Origin of the sequence: Maricaulis sp. MIT060901 (assembly GCF_047123815.1) — a bacterium.
Lineage (GTDB): Bacteria > Pseudomonadota > Alphaproteobacteria > Caulobacterales > Maricaulaceae > Maricaulis.
This window is the reverse complement of the sequence record NZ_CP138920.1, coordinates 618,606-632,710: the sequence shown is the minus strand read 5'-3', so window position 1 is coordinate 632,710 and position 14,105 is coordinate 618,606. Positions and strand designations below refer to the sequence as shown.

Genomic DNA, 14,105 nt, shown 5'->3' with positions numbered 1-14,105 from the left:
AGGTTATATCAAAGGAGGTTTTACGACGCGTTTACGCTGCGACGACGATGCCACATGCCGCGCAGCAGCATGAAGAACGCCAGGCCAAACAGGATGAAGGCGGCGTCACGGGTGTGATCCAGCGCGAACTCCTGAACGCGTTCCTGCAGCGTTGGTGCAGAGATGGAATAGTCCAGCGGCGTGACACCGCGGGTGCTCCAGACAGCGGCACGGCCTTCCAGCGATGCCCACAGGGTGGAGCGGGCCAGGCTGCGACCGGCGGCCTCGAAAGAGGCTTCGGAGGGGGCTGTCAGCGTGCCGATCCAGCGACCGGCCTGGGCCCGATCCTCGAACAGCGAGGCGACACCGATATTGGGCGCGTTCTCATTGCTGTCGGCAGCAGAATTGTCGTCGGCATAGGCCGCAGCCGCCAGGCGCATCATGCCGCGATCACCCTGGGAACGTGCCGCAGCACGAAGGGCGGCGCGCAGCTCGGCCGGAGCATTCTGGTCGATAGCGGCGAAATCCGTGCTGTTCGGTCCGATGACGAGCAGGTTGTGATCGCTGGGAACGACCTGTTGGCCGTCACCATACCAGGCATAGAGCCAGGCTTCGCCGCTGGTCAGCGCCGCGCGGGCGAGGACGGAGAGGGCGCCAAAACGGTCTTCCGCGCCATTGCCCACGATCTGGACAGCGGTGCGTGATCCCTGATCCGCCGCGAAGGGCAGGCCGGAGGTAGCAAAGGTACGCAGGTCCGCCTCGCGCGCCATGTTGCGGGCATCGCGAGCCTGGCGCATGCCCAGGCGGCTGGCGGAAATCGCGTCAGCGGCGAGGAAGTGCGTCTGATAGCCTTCAAAGGAGCGTGCTGCGAGCAGGCGGGCTGCTGCAGTGGTTTCCTCGGCGTTGCGACCGGTGATGATCAGTTCCGGGGTGCCGTCATTACGAAAGGCGATCTCCGGGCCGGCGGCGCCTTGCGGATTACGCAGGACGGCAAGATCCTCGTCCGGAAGTTCGGAGAATTCCGCGATATGCACGATCAGGTCGGAATTCTCGATATCATTGGTGAAGATCGGAACCGTGCCGGCACGCAGGGCAATACCTTGGGCAATGAGGCTTTCCGCCGTGGCGCGTTCGCTATTGTCTTCGGAGATCAGGGCAACCCGGCGCAGGGCCGCGTAATCGGACGCCAGGGTCTCTTCCAGCTCGTGCAGGGAGCCGATTCGCTCCTGACGCTCCAGCGACAGGCGCAGTTGCGACCGGGACGCGTCAACGATCCAGCCCGCCGTAGCCGTTTCGGTGCTGAACTCGATTTCCAGCGTATTCCCGCCCGGACGGACATCGCCGGAATACAGCGCAAAACGCGCTTCCATGGCACGCGCTTGCGGGCGGATGGTGATCGGGTCGCCGCCATTGACGGAGACGTGGATCAGACCGGTGGTGGTTTCGCTTGCCGGGCGAGCGGCGAGGCGCAGCCAGGCTTCGGTGGCCTGGGCGTTCGGTGGCAGCTCGAAGGCAATGCTCTGACGATTCTGGGAGGGTGAGAGGACGAAGGCGTCCATGCCGGACCGGAGGTCAGCCAGACTACGCTCTTCTGTATACACAGACTCTTGTAAAGCCAGTTCAGTCGCCAAAACCTCGGTTTCGGCTTCCGTCTCGACAGCCAGGCTTCCCCCAGCCATAACTGCCATCAAAGCAATAGCGGCGCACGCTACTCGTACCGACATGGAACGCTCCCTCACCCATTTACAGATTATTAAGCAATTGAGCTGCCATCAACGAAAATGATGCATCTAAGAGCAAATTTTTGGGTGGATGCCTTGATTAGAAGGGCTGAATCGGCGCTCGCGTCGGTTTATGTGATTCGCCGTGGAGACGAAGATGCTGGCGCGGTGCTCGTAAAGGTGGTGAAATCCCGGGACGTGTGCCAGCTCTATGTCCCGCAACGGGACGAAAACGGCGAACGAATCTGGGTGCGTCATTCGCGCGACGACTGTGAAGAGCGCGTGATCGACGAATACTGCCAGAGGCGCGTCAATTCGGACCCGGATTTATGGATCGTGGAGATCGAGGACCGCCAGGGCAGGCACTTCCTGACTGAGCCGGTCGAAGATATTTAACGAATCGCTGCCAGACTGCTTTCATCAAATTGCTCCTATTGGTGTCTTGGTGATGTTGTTTTTATTCAACGATGTCGTCTTCGATCTGGGTGATCTGAGCACTCTTCTCAGAGACGGCACGATTCCTCTTACGGTCTCGCAATTCGAGACCCTCACACCGGCCCACCTGACCCAATTGGTCAGGGAGGCGGTCTTTGTTGATCCGAATATTGCCCAAACCAAACCGGACCAGTGCCAGCATTTGTGCGCCCTGATCGCCTATCGGGCGCCGGGGGCGAATGCCCTGCTGGCCGTACGCCATGCGGGCGCCAATGGTCCGGAAGATGTCGGTTTGCGCTTTGCCAACGTTCCCATGACGACGATCGCCTATCTGTGGCGACGCCAGAATGAGGAGCATCTCACAGCGCACGAGATCAATTCGGAAGTCTGGGCCAACGTCACCGGGACCTTGCATAGCGCCCACTGATCAGGCTAACCGGGCGGCTGACATCTTGTGTGAGCCGATCCATGACAACTCCGACCCCTGACCAGCCCGAATGGGCGCGTCGCCGTTCCTACGCCATTGTCTCTCACCCGGACGCCGGCAAGACGACGCTGACCGAGAACCTGCTGTTGTCCGCAGGCGCCATCCGCCTGGCCGGCCAGGTGAGGGCGAGGGGCGAGAACCGCCGGACCCAGTCCGACTGGATGAAGATCGAGCAGGAGCGCGGGATCTCGGTCTCTGCCTCTGTGATGACCTATGAACACCGCACCTTGCTGTTCAACCTGCTCGATACGCCCGGTCACGAGGATTTCTCCGAGGACACCTATCGCACGCTCACCGCTGCCGACAGCGCCATCATGGTGCTCGATGCGGCCAAGGGCGTGGAGCCGCGGACACTGAAACTGGTCGAGGTCTGCCGCCTGCGCGATATCCCGATCGTCACCTTCATCAACAAGATGGACCGCGAGGCGCTGGACCCCGTCGAGCTGCTGGAAGACATCCAGGAGAAGCTGGCGCTGGACACGGCGCCGATGCAATGGCCGGTCGGCTCGGGCAATCGTTTCAAGGGCGTGATGGACCTCAAGACTGAAGGCTTCCACATCTATCAGCGCCCGGGCGAGGAGCGCTCTCCCGGTGAGCCCAGCGAAGTGGTCGACATCAATTCCAACATGATCGCGGAAGTTCTCTCCGAAGAGGAGCTGGACGAGGTCAAGGAAGGCGCCGAAGTCGCACGCGAGCTGTGCCCGCCCTTCAAGATGCAGAGCTTCCTGGAAGGCCATCTGACGCCGGTCTTCTTTGGCTCGGCCTTGCGCGGCTTTGGTGTGCACGAATTGCTGGACGGGCTGGCGGACAATATTCCAGGCCCCGCAGCCGTCGCGGCCGATATCAATGGCAAGCCGGGTGAGATGGAACCGGGCGGCAAGGAAGTCGCGGGCTTTGTCTTCAAGGTCCAGGCGAACATGGATCCGAACCACCGCGACCGCGTCGCCTTTGTGCGCCTGTGTTCGGGCAAGTTCAAACGCGGCATGAAACTCAAGACCGAGACGGGCAAACAGCTGACGGTGTCCTCGCCGACGCTATTTTTCGCCCAGGACCGCGAAATCGCCGACGAGGCCTTTGCCGGCGATGTGATGGGCGTGCCCAATCACGGCACCCTGCGGGTCGGTGACAGCCTGTCCGAGAGCGGCAAGATCCGTTTTTCCGGCATTCCCAATTTCGCCCCGGAAATCCTGCGCCGTGCCCGCCTAGCCGATCCGTTGAAGGCGAAACACCTGAAAAAGGCGCTGGAAAGCCTGGCCGAGGAGGGGGTGACCCAGCTCTTCCGCCCGATCATCGGGGGCGATTTCGTGGTGGGCGCCGTCGGTGCGCTGCAGATCGATGTGATGCGCGAACGCGTGGCCGCCGAATACGGGCTGGAAGTGACCTTCGAACCGGCACCTTATGAGACGGCGCGCTGGCTGACCGGCGATGATGCCAAGATCGAGGCGTTTGCGGACCGCCATAAATCTGCGATGGCCGAGGATATCAATGGCGATCCGGTCTTCCTGGCCAAGAGCGCCTGGGAAGTTTCCTATTCGGAGGAGAAATTCCCCGATCTCACCTTCCACCGGGCCAAGGAGCGCAGCTGATGCGAACGTCCTCGCAGTCGGAAGTCATGAGCGATCTGGAACAGCTCTGGGTCATTACGGTTGAGGTCTGGAACACTTCTTTCCTGGGCGTGAGTGTCGGGCATGGCATTTCCGCTGTGCTGATCCTGCTGCTGGGACTGAGCCTGCGCTCGGCGATTGCCAGCTGGATCATTGCCTCCTTGCGCCGCCTAGCAAAGAAAACCGAGACCTTGCTGGATGATGCCGTTGTGGATGCCCTGGCCGGACCGCTGAAACTGGTGCCGGTGATCATCGCGCTCTTCTTTGCGCTCAACACGCTGCAGGCGGGCGCGGCTGACAATTCCCTCTTCATCGGTGACGGCGAAAACATCATTCGCACGCTGATCACGATCGCCATCTTCTGGGCGCTGCACAATGCGGTCGATCCGGTCATGCACCTGTTCAAGGGCCTGCAGAATACGCTGACGCCGCTGATGCTGGACTGGCTGAACAAGGCGCTGAAGATCATCTTCATCATCGTTGGTGTCGCCGCCATCCTGGAGCTGTGGGGTATCTCTGTCGGCCCGATCATCGCCGGCCTCGGCCTATTCGGCGTAGCCGTGGGCCTGGGCGCCCAGGACCTGTTCAAGAACCTGATCGCCGGCCTCCTGATCCTGACCGAGAAGCGTTTCCTGCCGGGGGACTGGATCAAGGTGGATGGTGTGGTCGAGGGCACTGTGGAGGAAGTTAATTTCCGCTCCACCCTGGTGCGCCGCTTCGACAAGGGGCCGGTCTATGTGCCCAATGCGAAATTGGCCGACAATGCCGTCATCAACTTCTCCCGCATGACGCACCGCCGGACCTACTGGATCATCGGTGTGCGTTACGATGCCACCGTCGAACAGCTGCAGCAGATCCGCGACCAGGTGCTGGACTATGTCCTCACCCATCCCGAATACGCCCACCCGCCGGAAGTCTCGACCTTCATGCGCGTGGACAAATTCTCCGACAGCTCGATCGACTTCATGCTGTATTGCTTCACCAAGACGACGAACTGGGGTGAATGGCTGCGTCTCAAGGAAGATCTCGCTTTCAAGATCAAGGAAATCGTCGAAGCCGCCGGCACCGATTTCGCCTTCCCGTCGACCAGTGTCTACCTGGAACAGGGCGCAGAGGTATTCAATCCGCCCGGGGCAAAGCCGGAGTAGTTTATCGCGCTTTGAGGACGGACTTTCTGCTGGCCCTTCGGGTCGCACCCTATCCCCCTCCTTCGCTAAAGCTACGGAGGGACCTTTCCCGTCAAGGGAAAGGATGAAGCAAAGGCGGCGACACAGCCATCCTCGCCCTTGATGGGCGAGGGGGACCATTGCGCAGCAATGGTGGAGTGGGTGCGCACCGAAGGTGCCATTCAACACAACCACGCACCCGATTGGACACCCCCTCACACGCGAACTAGTCTCCCTTTGAATCCGCATAGCGTGAAACCGTGCGGGCAACACCTTGGGGAGGGCAATATGCGTAAGTTTCTGATGGCCGGTCTGGCCGCTGTGTGTCTGACATCTCATCCTGTGGCGGCGCAGGAGGAGGGCGGAGTCGAAACGCTCCAGCTCGAACAGTATCTGGAGTGGGAACAGGCCGGGTCGCCGCAGATTTCTCCGGACGGCAATACCATCATCTATACGCGCCGCCGGGTGGATCCGGTTAATGACGGTTTTACCAGCGAGCTGTGGATCATGGAGGCGGATGGCGACCGGCATCGTTTCCTGACCAATGGCGGTGGTGTGACCTGGTCACCGGACGGGCGGCGGATCGCCTTCATGCGCGGGGTTGATGGCAAGCCGCAGATCTTTACCCGCTGGATGGATGCCGAAGGCGCGGAAAGCCAGGTCAGTCATTCCGAGTACCGCATCAAGGCCATTGAATGGTCGCCGGACGGCCAGCGTATCGCTTTCCTCGGCGAGGTTCCGATGGGGCCGGCCATGTCGATCTCGCTGCCGGGACGCCCGAGCGGCGCCAACTGGACCGCTGACCCGATGGTCACCGATGACCTGAATTACCGCATCGACCGGCAGGGGCTGAAGACCGGTTACGACCATCTCTTTGTCATTCCCTCTGACGGCGGCTCCGAGCGCCAGCTGACCGAGGGGGAATGGGATGCGACCATGCGCATGTCCGGTGTCGGCTCGGGCAGTTTCGCCTGGACGCCTGACAGCCGCAGCATCGTCTTTGACGGCAATCGAGAGCCCTCGCCAACCGGTGACAGTCGCCGGTCTGATGTTCACATCATTGATGTGGCCAGCCGCGAGATCACCACGCTGACCTCTGGCACCGGTTTCTGGGGCAATCCGTCGGTTTCCCCCGACGGGCGACGTATCGTCTATTCCGGCTTTCCGGAAGACAATGTGAACTATCCCGCAACCCATCTGATGATGATGAATATCGATGGTTCCGGCGGCACGGCGATCCGCGAGGACCTGCCTGACGGAGCTGGCCAACCGATCTGGGCCGGCAATAGTCGCGGCGTCTACTACTCGATGAATTACCGTGGTTCCACTGAGCTCAACTTTACGGACACGGGTGGTGGTACTCGGGTGTTGACCGAGGGCATGCACCGGTTCGGCCTGTCATCCATGAGCCGCAATGGACGTGCTGCAGGAACGATCAGTTCCCCCGATGTGACCCGCAATGTCGGCCTGGTCGGCCGCAATGGCGAGATCGATATCCTGACGGATCTCAATGGCGATATTCTCGACGGGGTCACGCTGGGAGAGATCGAGGAGATCAATTACAGCTCGGCCGACGGGACGCCGGTCCAGGGCTGGGTGATCTATCCGCCGGATTATGATCCTTCACAGACCTATCCGATGGTAATGCATATCCATGGCGGACCGCACGCCATGTACGGGGTGAATTTCAACTTCCGTTTCCAGGAGTGGGCGGCGCGGGGCTATATCGTCCTGTTCACCAACCCTCGGGGGTCGACCGGCTATACGCCGGCGTTCGCCAATGCCATCGACAATGCCTATCCCGGAAGGGCTGATCTGGAAGACCTCCTGGGTGGTGTTGATCACCTGGTCGAGCGCGGACTGGTCGACGAGGAACGCCTCTATGTCACCGGCTGTTCCGGCGGCGGTGTCCTGACCACCTGGCTGGTGGCCCATACCGACCGTTTCGCGGCTGCGGCGTCCCTGTGCACGGTGTCCAACTGGATCAGCTTTACCGGACAGGCCGATATCGGGGCATGGAGTTTTGATCGTTTCCGCCCGAACTATTGGGAAGATCCGACCGAGTGGCTGGAACACTCACCCGTCATGCACGCGCATCGCATCACGACCCCGACGCTCTACATGACCGGCGCCGAGGATTTGCGTACCCCGCTGGCCCAGGCCGAGGAAGTCTATGCCAACCTCGTCCGCCGCGGTGTTCCGTCCATGCTGATTTCGATGAACCGGGAATATCACGGCACGTCCAGCGTGCCCTCCAACATGCTGCGGACCCAGCTTTACCTGCAGGAATGGTTCGATCGCTATCCGGGCGATGAGGAGGCGGAAGAGTAGTCGTTTTCCTCTGAGTTTTTGTCATCCCGGCCCATCATTGCGTCGGGATGACATTGATCTGGGCGCCGTTTTGTCCCTCCTTTCCCTTGATGGGAAAGGTCCCTCCGAAGCTTTAGCGAAGGAGGGGGATAGGGTGCGGCCCGGAGGGCCGGGAAGAGTCTTTGCTTGCGCCTGCGGCGCGCACCCACTCCGTCTCCACCTGCGCTAACGCTCCGGCGGATCCACCTCGCCCATCGAGGGCGAGGACATGGGAAACTTGTTTGTCGAAGTGCCTTGGCCCTAGGCCGCCACGTCGCGGCGCATGCGCCAGAAGCGCATGGCGCGTTCGCTGTCTTCCAGCGTGATCTTGTCGTAGAGGCGGCCGAGTTCCTTGGCGTCGTTGAAGGCTTCGGCATTGGCGGCGCTTCGCAGGACAGCCAGGGTGACAAACAGCGCCTTGTCGAAACCGGCAGCCTTGCAGATCAGGGCCAGCGGATCGATGCAATCCTGTTCTATGGCCCGGCGGGCCGCCACCAGGTCGACGCCGGTCATCTCGGAAAACCCGACATGGAAACGCATGAATTCGCGCTCGCGCAAAAGCCGGGCGAGCAGGCTTCCGTTCAGCTGGCGGCGGACCTGTTGCGAGCGGATGTATTTGCGCGCTTCCTCGATCTCCCGATCTTCTTCAAGACGCGCAGCGAGGCGCTGGCGAGACGCTTCCATGGCCTGTTCCAGCACTGACGGGTCAACCTCGTCAAAGCGTTCAACAATGCGATCGCGCAGGCGATTTTCCACCGTCAGCATCAGATCGGCAAGGATATCGTTTGGTGTATCGGAGCGCTCGACCAGGGGTTCCTGCAGAACCGCCGAATTTTCAGCACGTTCCGAGACGGCCTCGAAGGTCTGGTGCGAAATCTTGGCGCCTTCATTGCGGACCAGGCTTGCGACCGTGTGATCATCACCGCGGCGGACAATCGTGTCGGAAATCCGCTCGGAAACCGTCTCCCGCTGGGAGATGGCTTTCAGGTGGGTCTGTTCCCCGGTCTCCGCGATGGACAGCAGGTCCTTTTCCTCCAGCACGGTCGACTTGGCCAGGATGGGGGCGGCGACCTCGATGGCATCCTGGGCCAGTTTCAACACCAGGCCTCTCGGCGCCAGCGGGGAATCGGAGAAACGCTCGGACAATTCCGCCCGCGCTTCCTGGGCCGTCTGTTCAGCCAGGGCGGAGAGGACGTCGTCAAACTGTTTGGAAACTTCGGTGTCGCGGCCGGGTGGTTCGTCGAAGAACAGGTCAGTCACTTCGCGCAGCAGGGTGCGTCGTCGTTCGGACGATTTCTCCCGGGCAAGATCGACCAGATTGTTCAACTTGCTGACGACCGCCATTGGTCACTCCTCGACACCAGTCCTTGGCACTCTCCAACAGACCCGTAAAAAAACCGTACGGGCGATCGTTCAAATTGCGCACAATCGCTGTTCAGCGCTGCGGGCCGTCATCAACCGCACGCAGGGCCTCGATCTCGCGCTCTGTTAGCGGGCGTTCATAGGCCGCCTCGATACGTTCACGCAGAACCTGGCTGAGACCGGTGACACGGCCCGGCGCCAGGCGCGGTGTCGGAGGGGAGGACAGAAGGGCGCACTGGGCGTTGTCGCCATACAGGCCCGGACGGGCCCAGACCCAGGACTGGCAGGCCATGTCGCCATCACACAGGGCGGCGCAGCGGTCGGCGGGCTGGGTGGCAATATCCAGTCGTTCGTAGATCGATCCTGTACGCTCATAGCCCTCCATCACATCCTGCGCTGCAAGCGGCGCGGAAATCTGTGTGAAAACAAGAAAAAGCGTCAGGAAAATCCTCATTTGCCGCATTCTTGTCCCAGTGCGCTAATAATTCCTTCAAATCACCGTTGAATTTGTACAATTCCGGCGATAGGGGATGGCGCGCAAGCGGGGGGCAGACATGCAGCGCACTCAGGACAGTTTTACCAATCGGCTGATCGCGTTTATCGAAAGCGCGGGCTTCAGGAATTTCATTCTCGGACTGATCGTCCTGAATGCGATCACGCTGGGGCTGGAGACTTACCCCTATGAGGGGCTCTGGTTCACCACGGTTCTGCCGATCGTTGATCGCATCGTGGTCTCGGTGTTTGTGTTCGAGATCTTTCTCAAGCTGATTGCCTATCGCCATCGCTTCTTCATGTCGGGCTGGAACTGGTTCGACCTGATCGTGATCGGTGTTTCCATCATGCCGGATGCCGGCGGTTTTGCGGTCCTGCGGTCGCTGCGCATCCTGCGGGCCTTCCGCCTGTTCTCGGTGATGCCGGAAATGCGCAAGGTCGTGGAAGCCCTGTTGCGGGCGATCCCGGGCATGAGCTCGGTCATCGCCGTGCTGGCGCTGATCTTCTATGTCTCCTCGGTCATGGCGGCGAAGCTCTTTGCCGAAAGCAATCCGGAATTGTTCGGAACGCTGGGCGAAAGCGCGATCACCCTGTTCCAGGTGATGACGCTGGAAGGCTGGGCGACCGAGGTTCAGAACCCGGTGCGTGAACACCATCCCTGGGCCTGGTCGTTTTTCCTGATTTTCATCGTCCTGACCAGTTTCGCCGTCCTCAACCTGTTCATCGCCATTATCGTGGACAGCCTGCAGGCCAAGCATTTCGACGATGAGGATGCGCGCGACGAGGAAGCCCAGGCTGACCGGGCTGAACTGCATCGCGAGATCTCGGAATTGCGGGCGGAAATCCGCCAGCTGGGCGGCATGCTTCAGCGCTCGTTGGACGCGTCCTCGGAGGAGGGTTCCAGCAACGCCTCGAAAGCCCCTGACAGCTCGGAATAGAAGGCCGCCAGGCGCTCTTCCCGTTCCGAGCGTGTACGCGGTGCAGAAGCGCTGAGATCGCGTGGCGGAAGGTTCGCGTGCACATCCGTCATGAAGGCCTGCCAGATCTGGGCCGGCAGGCCGCCACCGGTGACATTCTGCATCGGGCTGTCGTCATCATTGCCGACCCAGACACCGGCCGTGTAATCCTCGGTGAAACCGATAAACCAGGCATCGCGGAAGGACTGGCTGGTGCCGGTCTTGCCGCCCACGGAACGGTCCGGCAGGGCCGCGCGGCGGCCGGTCCCGGTCAGCACCACATCCTGCAACATGGTCGACATGTGCTGGGCGACATCGCGGGTGACGACCTGTTCGCCTTCACGCTCGGTGTGTTCGTACAAGACGTCGCCGCGGGAATTGGAGATCGAGGTCACGAAGTACGGATCGAAGCGTTGGCCATTGCGCGGGAACACGGAATAGGCCGCGGTCAGTTCCAGCAGATTGGCTTCTGCTGCACCCAGCGCGATCGAGGGCAGGGCGGGCAGGTTGGAGCGGATGCCCAGGCGATGGCCGACTTCGACGATACGCTCGATTCCCAGCTCGTCGCCGATCTGGGCGGCGACCGTGTTGATGGAGCGTTTGAGCGCTTCCTGCAGGGTGACCAGGCCGCGATAGTTTCCGGAGAAATTCTGTGGCGTCCAGCCTTCCAGATCGACCGGTTCGTCCCACACTGCGGTGGAGGGGGCATATCCCGCTTCCAGCGCGGCGATAAAGACGATGGGCTTGAAGGCCGAGCCCGGCTGGCGCTGGGCCTGGAGGGCGCGGTTGAACTGGCTGTCCAGATAGTCGCGGCCACCATGAAAGGCGCGGATCGCCCCGTCCTGGGCAAGCAATACGATGGCCGCCTCGCTGGCGCCCTGACCTGAACCATCATTGCCCAGCACGCCGTCTGCAGCCCGGTGGGCCGCCAGGGTCAGGTCCGGATCAATGGTCGTGCGGATGACCAGGTCGGGAATGTTTTCCGGCCCTAAAAGTCGCTCCGCTTCCACCACGGCATAGTCAAACACATGCCCCCAGGTCACACCGGCCTGCGGATCGACATCAGGCTCGACCGGAACCGCCGGATTGGCGATCGCGTCATCATGCGCCGCCTGGTCGATAAAACCGGCATCCAGCATGGCGTCGAGGACTGTTGCTGCGCGGGCCTGGGCAGCTTCCAGATTGACGGTCGGGTCGAGCCGCGAGGGCGCTTTGGGCAGGGCGGCCAGCAGGGCGGCTTCTTGCAGGGTAAGCTCGGTCGCGGACTTGCCGAAATAGCGCTGGCTGGCAGCTTCGACGCCAAAGGCACGGGCGCCGAGATAGATGCGGTTGAGATAAAGCTCCAGGATCTCGGTCTTGGTGAGATTGCGCTCCAGCGCCATGGCCAGGCGGATCTCCTGCAGCTTGCGGCGCAGGCGGCGTTCCGGCGACAGGATCAGGTTCTTCACCAGCTGCATGGTGATGGTCGAACCGCCCTGGACGCTGCGTCCGGCCCGGAAGTTGCGCCACAGGGCGCGCATCACGCCGCGACGGTCGACCCCGTCATGTTCGTAAAAGCGCTGGTCCTCGATGGCGAGGAAGGCCTGGGGCACATGTTCAGGCAGGGTGTCCAGGCCCACAGCCCGCGCATAGAGCGGTCCGCGCACGGCGAGCACGTCACCGTTCATGTCCTGCAGGGTGACAGACGGCTCCCGCCGGGTGATCCACAATTCGGAGGCCGAGGCCGGTGCATCAGGCAGGTCATGGAAGGCCCAGTGCCAGAGCCCGCCGGAGAAAAGGACGCCGAACAGCAGCACAAATGCCGTCACCCCGCCTGCGATCAGGCGGTTGCGGCGCTCGCGGCGCTGCCTTTCCATCATGTGATCCGCGCGAAACGGCTCCATGATCATGTTATACGTCCCCACATATTTCGTGTGTGTGACCTAAGGCCCCGAGAAAAGGGCCAAATTCAGGCGATATCCATGTCCTTGCCTTTCTGGAAGATGAAAACTCTATCAGAGATGACCCGTGATGAATGGGAATCTCTTTGTGATGGCTGCGGAAAATGCTGTCTGATCAAGCTGGAAGACGAGGATACGGGCCTGCGTCTGGAAACCGATGTCAGCTGCAAATTGTTCAACCCGACGACCTGCCGCTGCAAGCAGTACGAGCTGCGCAAGACCGTGGTCCCCGATTGCGTTGTGCTGACCCCGACCAGCGTGCACGAATTGCCCTGGATCCCGAAGACCTGTGCCTATCGCCTGCTGGCCGAGGGCAAGGATCTTTACGACTGGCATCCGCTGGTCACCGGCGATCCGGACAGCACGCACAAGGCCGGCATGTCGGTTATCAACCAGGTGCGCTCGGAGGAGAGTTTCTCCGGCGAGATCGAGTGGGACAAACACATCGTGGAATGGCCCGGCGAAGGCGATGAGGACTAGGCGCCGGCGCGCCCGGGCTCAGTCTTCCGCGGGTCCACCGCATTGCGGCGGGTAATTGGCCAGTTCACCGGTTTCAAGGGCGTGAGCAGCCATCTCTTCCAGGGTAATGGCCGGCAGATCGGTGGTGAAGCTTTCACCACCCATTTCGCCCCGCCCGGTCAGGAAGTTTACATCACAGCGCGGGATAACCGTCACCGGATATCCGACCTGCATCGCCTCGCGGGTCAGACCGGCCACGCGGAATGCACCATCGCGATAGGCGATCGTCGCTGTCATCGGAGCGTGGTTGACAGGCCCGAACGAATGCCACCAGCTCACCTGGATCGAGCCGTGCGACGTCAGCGCCATCTCGTGCCCAGACCCGATGAATATGGGTGAATAGCGTTGGGGATCATTCCTGCTCGTCTCAATTGTCAGGCTTGCCGCAAAGCTTCCACCGTCCAGCGTGACACGGTCATCACTGCCGTCTCCGTCGAAACCGCCTGACAGCACGACATCGTCCTGCACGAATTCGCGGCACGCCGCGCTGACGAGATCTCCTGAAGCGGTCGATGGGCTCCATCGCCTCGGTTCGATATCTGCGCTGACTTCAACGCCGTTGCGAACGCCTTCGCCGGTCCGCAGGTCGAAGTCGCACTCGCCCCGGTTGGACGGGTTATTGCCATCACGCCAGCTTGTCGTGCGATGGACGATATAGAAGGCGTCACCGCGATGCTCGAGCGTATCAGCATTGGCCCAGTTTCCGCGGCTGGCGACATTGCTGCTGTAGTGATAGCGGATCAGCCCGTCTTCGCTCGTCTCAATGCCAAGCCCGCTGCCACTCGATCGGTGGTCTGAATGGATTTCGACAAGGCCGGCGGATGAAAGCTCTGCCGTGATCCGGACCCAGCCCTCATCGTCCATAGTCAGCCGGACGATATCCTGCGTACCGTCATTATCGAAATCCCCGACGATTTCCTCACGAATCTCAACTTCAGGCAGATCGCTCAGCTGGTTAGCCGACGACATGGCGTGCGCGGCCAGCAGAACCCAAAACGCCAACATGAATTTCCCCCATCCCAGTCGCTATCATCCAGAGGCATCGGGCGGATGCAAGCGAGTTGTTCTCGCGAAACGAAAGGTCTGGCCGAGGGA

The 14,105-nt window shown here is 61.3% G+C and carries 12 protein-coding genes; 7 read left to right on the top strand and 5 right to left on the bottom strand.

Annotated elements, in window-relative coordinates:
- Positions 1-20 precede the first annotated feature (20 nt).
- Entirely contained in the window at positions 21-1,703 is a 1,683-nt protein-coding gene (locus tag SIC17_RS03225; RefSeq protein ID WP_291893674.1) for a cellulose biosynthesis cyclic di-GMP-binding regulatory protein BcsB, read from the bottom strand.
- An 84-nt stretch (positions 1,704-1,787) separates the two neighbouring features.
- On the opposite strand from SIC17_RS03225, the gene SIC17_RS03220 reads away from it, so the two are divergent.
- From SIC17_RS03220 to SIC17_RS03200, 5 genes are all read left to right on the top strand, one after another.
- Positions 1,788-2,096, top strand: a complete 309-nt coding sequence (locus SIC17_RS03220; RefSeq protein WP_412546381.1) for a DUF1491 family protein — start codon at positions 1,788-1,790, stop codon at positions 2,094-2,096.
- 49 nt (positions 2,097-2,145) lie between these two features.
- The gene (locus tag SIC17_RS03215; protein WP_412546380.1) at positions 2,146-2,562 is read left to right on the top strand and encodes a hypothetical protein; all 417 of its coding nucleotides are present in this window, start codon (positions 2,146-2,148) and stop codon (positions 2,560-2,562) included.
- Between the two features lie 41 nt (positions 2,563-2,603).
- The gene (locus SIC17_RS03210) at positions 2,604-4,208 is read left to right on the top strand and encodes a peptide chain release factor 3 (protein ID WP_291893668.1); all 1,605 of its coding nucleotides are present in this window, start codon (positions 2,604-2,606) and stop codon (positions 4,206-4,208) included.
- A complete protein-coding gene (locus tag SIC17_RS03205; protein WP_412546379.1) occupies positions 4,208-5,374 on the top strand; it encodes a mechanosensitive ion channel family protein in 1,167 nt (388 codons plus the stop codon). The genes SIC17_RS03210 and SIC17_RS03205 overlap by 1 nt, the downstream gene beginning before the upstream one ends.
- A gap of 306 nt (positions 5,375-5,680) precedes the next feature.
- Positions 5,681-7,723 carry a S9 family peptidase gene (locus SIC17_RS03200; protein WP_412546378.1) on the top strand — a complete coding sequence of 681 codons (2,043 nt, stop codon included), beginning with the start codon at positions 5,681-5,683 and terminating at the stop codon, positions 7,721-7,723.
- Between the two features lie 279 nt (positions 7,724-8,002).
- On the opposite strand, the gene SIC17_RS03195 is transcribed toward SIC17_RS03200, so the two are convergent.
- Positions 8,003-9,085 carry a DUF2336 domain-containing protein gene (locus tag SIC17_RS03195; protein WP_412546377.1) on the bottom strand — a complete coding sequence of 361 codons (1,083 nt, stop codon included), beginning with the start codon at positions 9,083-9,085 and terminating at the stop codon, positions 8,003-8,005.
- 91 nt (positions 9,086-9,176) lie between these two features.
- Positions 9,177-9,557 carry a PAN domain-containing protein gene (locus tag SIC17_RS03190; RefSeq protein ID WP_412546376.1) on the bottom strand — a complete coding sequence of 127 codons (381 nt, stop codon included), beginning with the start codon at positions 9,555-9,557 and terminating at the stop codon, positions 9,177-9,179.
- A 100-nt stretch (positions 9,558-9,657) separates the two neighbouring features.
- Here SIC17_RS03190 and SIC17_RS03185 point away from each other — a divergent pair, with 100 nt between their 5' ends.
- A complete protein-coding gene (locus SIC17_RS03185; protein ID WP_291893655.1) occupies positions 9,658-10,533 on the top strand; it encodes an ion transporter in 876 nt (291 codons plus the stop codon).
- Here SIC17_RS03185 and SIC17_RS03180 read toward each other — a convergent pair.
- Positions 10,461-12,410, bottom strand: a complete 1,950-nt coding sequence (locus SIC17_RS03180) for a transglycosylase domain-containing protein (protein WP_412546375.1) — start codon at positions 12,408-12,410, stop codon at positions 10,461-10,463. The genes SIC17_RS03185 and SIC17_RS03180 overlap by 73 nt on opposite strands.
- Positions 12,411-12,533: 123 nt before the next feature.
- Between SIC17_RS03180 and SIC17_RS03175 the strand changes: the two genes are divergently transcribed.
- Positions 12,534-12,971: a YcgN family cysteine cluster protein gene (locus SIC17_RS03175; RefSeq protein WP_412546374.1), complete on the top strand. Its 438-nt coding sequence runs from the start codon at positions 12,534-12,536 to the stop codon at positions 12,969-12,971.
- Between the two features lie 18 nt (positions 12,972-12,989).
- Here the strand turns inward: SIC17_RS03175 and SIC17_RS03170 are convergent, their stop codons facing one another.
- Positions 12,990-14,015 carry a hypothetical protein gene (locus tag SIC17_RS03170; protein ID WP_412546373.1) on the bottom strand — a complete coding sequence of 342 codons (1,026 nt, stop codon included), beginning with the start codon at positions 14,013-14,015 and terminating at the stop codon, positions 12,990-12,992.
- Positions 14,016-14,105: the final 90 nt, after the last annotated feature.

Excerpts from the sequence above, each read along its gene's own strand:
- SIC17_RS03170 (WP_412546373.1), bottom strand. The coding sequence starts at position 14,015 with ATGTTGGCGTTTTGGGTTCTGCTGGCCGCGCACGCCATGTCGTCGGCT.
- SIC17_RS03185 (WP_291893655.1), top strand. The coding sequence starts at position 9,658 with ATGCAGCGCACTCAGGACAGTTTTACCAATCGGCTGATCGCGTTTATC.
- SIC17_RS03210 (WP_291893668.1), top strand. The coding sequence starts at position 2,604 with ATGACAACTCCGACCCCTGACCAGCCCGAATGGGCGCGTCGCCGTTCC.
- SIC17_RS03225 (WP_291893674.1), bottom strand. The coding sequence starts at position 1,703 with ATGTCGGTACGAGTAGCGTGCGCCGCTATTGCTTTGATGGCAGTTATG.
- SIC17_RS03190 (WP_412546376.1), bottom strand. The coding sequence starts at position 9,557 with ATGAGGATTTTCCTGACGCTTTTTCTTGTTTTCACACAGATTTCCGCG.
- SIC17_RS03175 (WP_412546374.1), top strand. The coding sequence starts at position 12,534 with ATGAAAACTCTATCAGAGATGACCCGTGATGAATGGGAATCTCTTTGT.
- SIC17_RS03195 (WP_412546377.1), bottom strand. The coding sequence starts at position 9,085 with ATGGCGGTCGTCAGCAAGTTGAACAATCTGGTCGATCTTGCCCGGGAG.
- SIC17_RS03205 (WP_412546379.1), top strand. The coding sequence starts at position 4,208 with ATGCGAACGTCCTCGCAGTCGGAAGTCATGAGCGATCTGGAACAGCTC.
- SIC17_RS03180 (WP_412546375.1), bottom strand. The coding sequence starts at position 12,410 with ATGATGGAAAGGCAGCGCCGCGAGCGCCGCAACCGCCTGATCGCAGGC.
- SIC17_RS03200 (WP_412546378.1), top strand. The coding sequence starts at position 5,681 with ATGCGTAAGTTTCTGATGGCCGGTCTGGCCGCTGTGTGTCTGACATCT.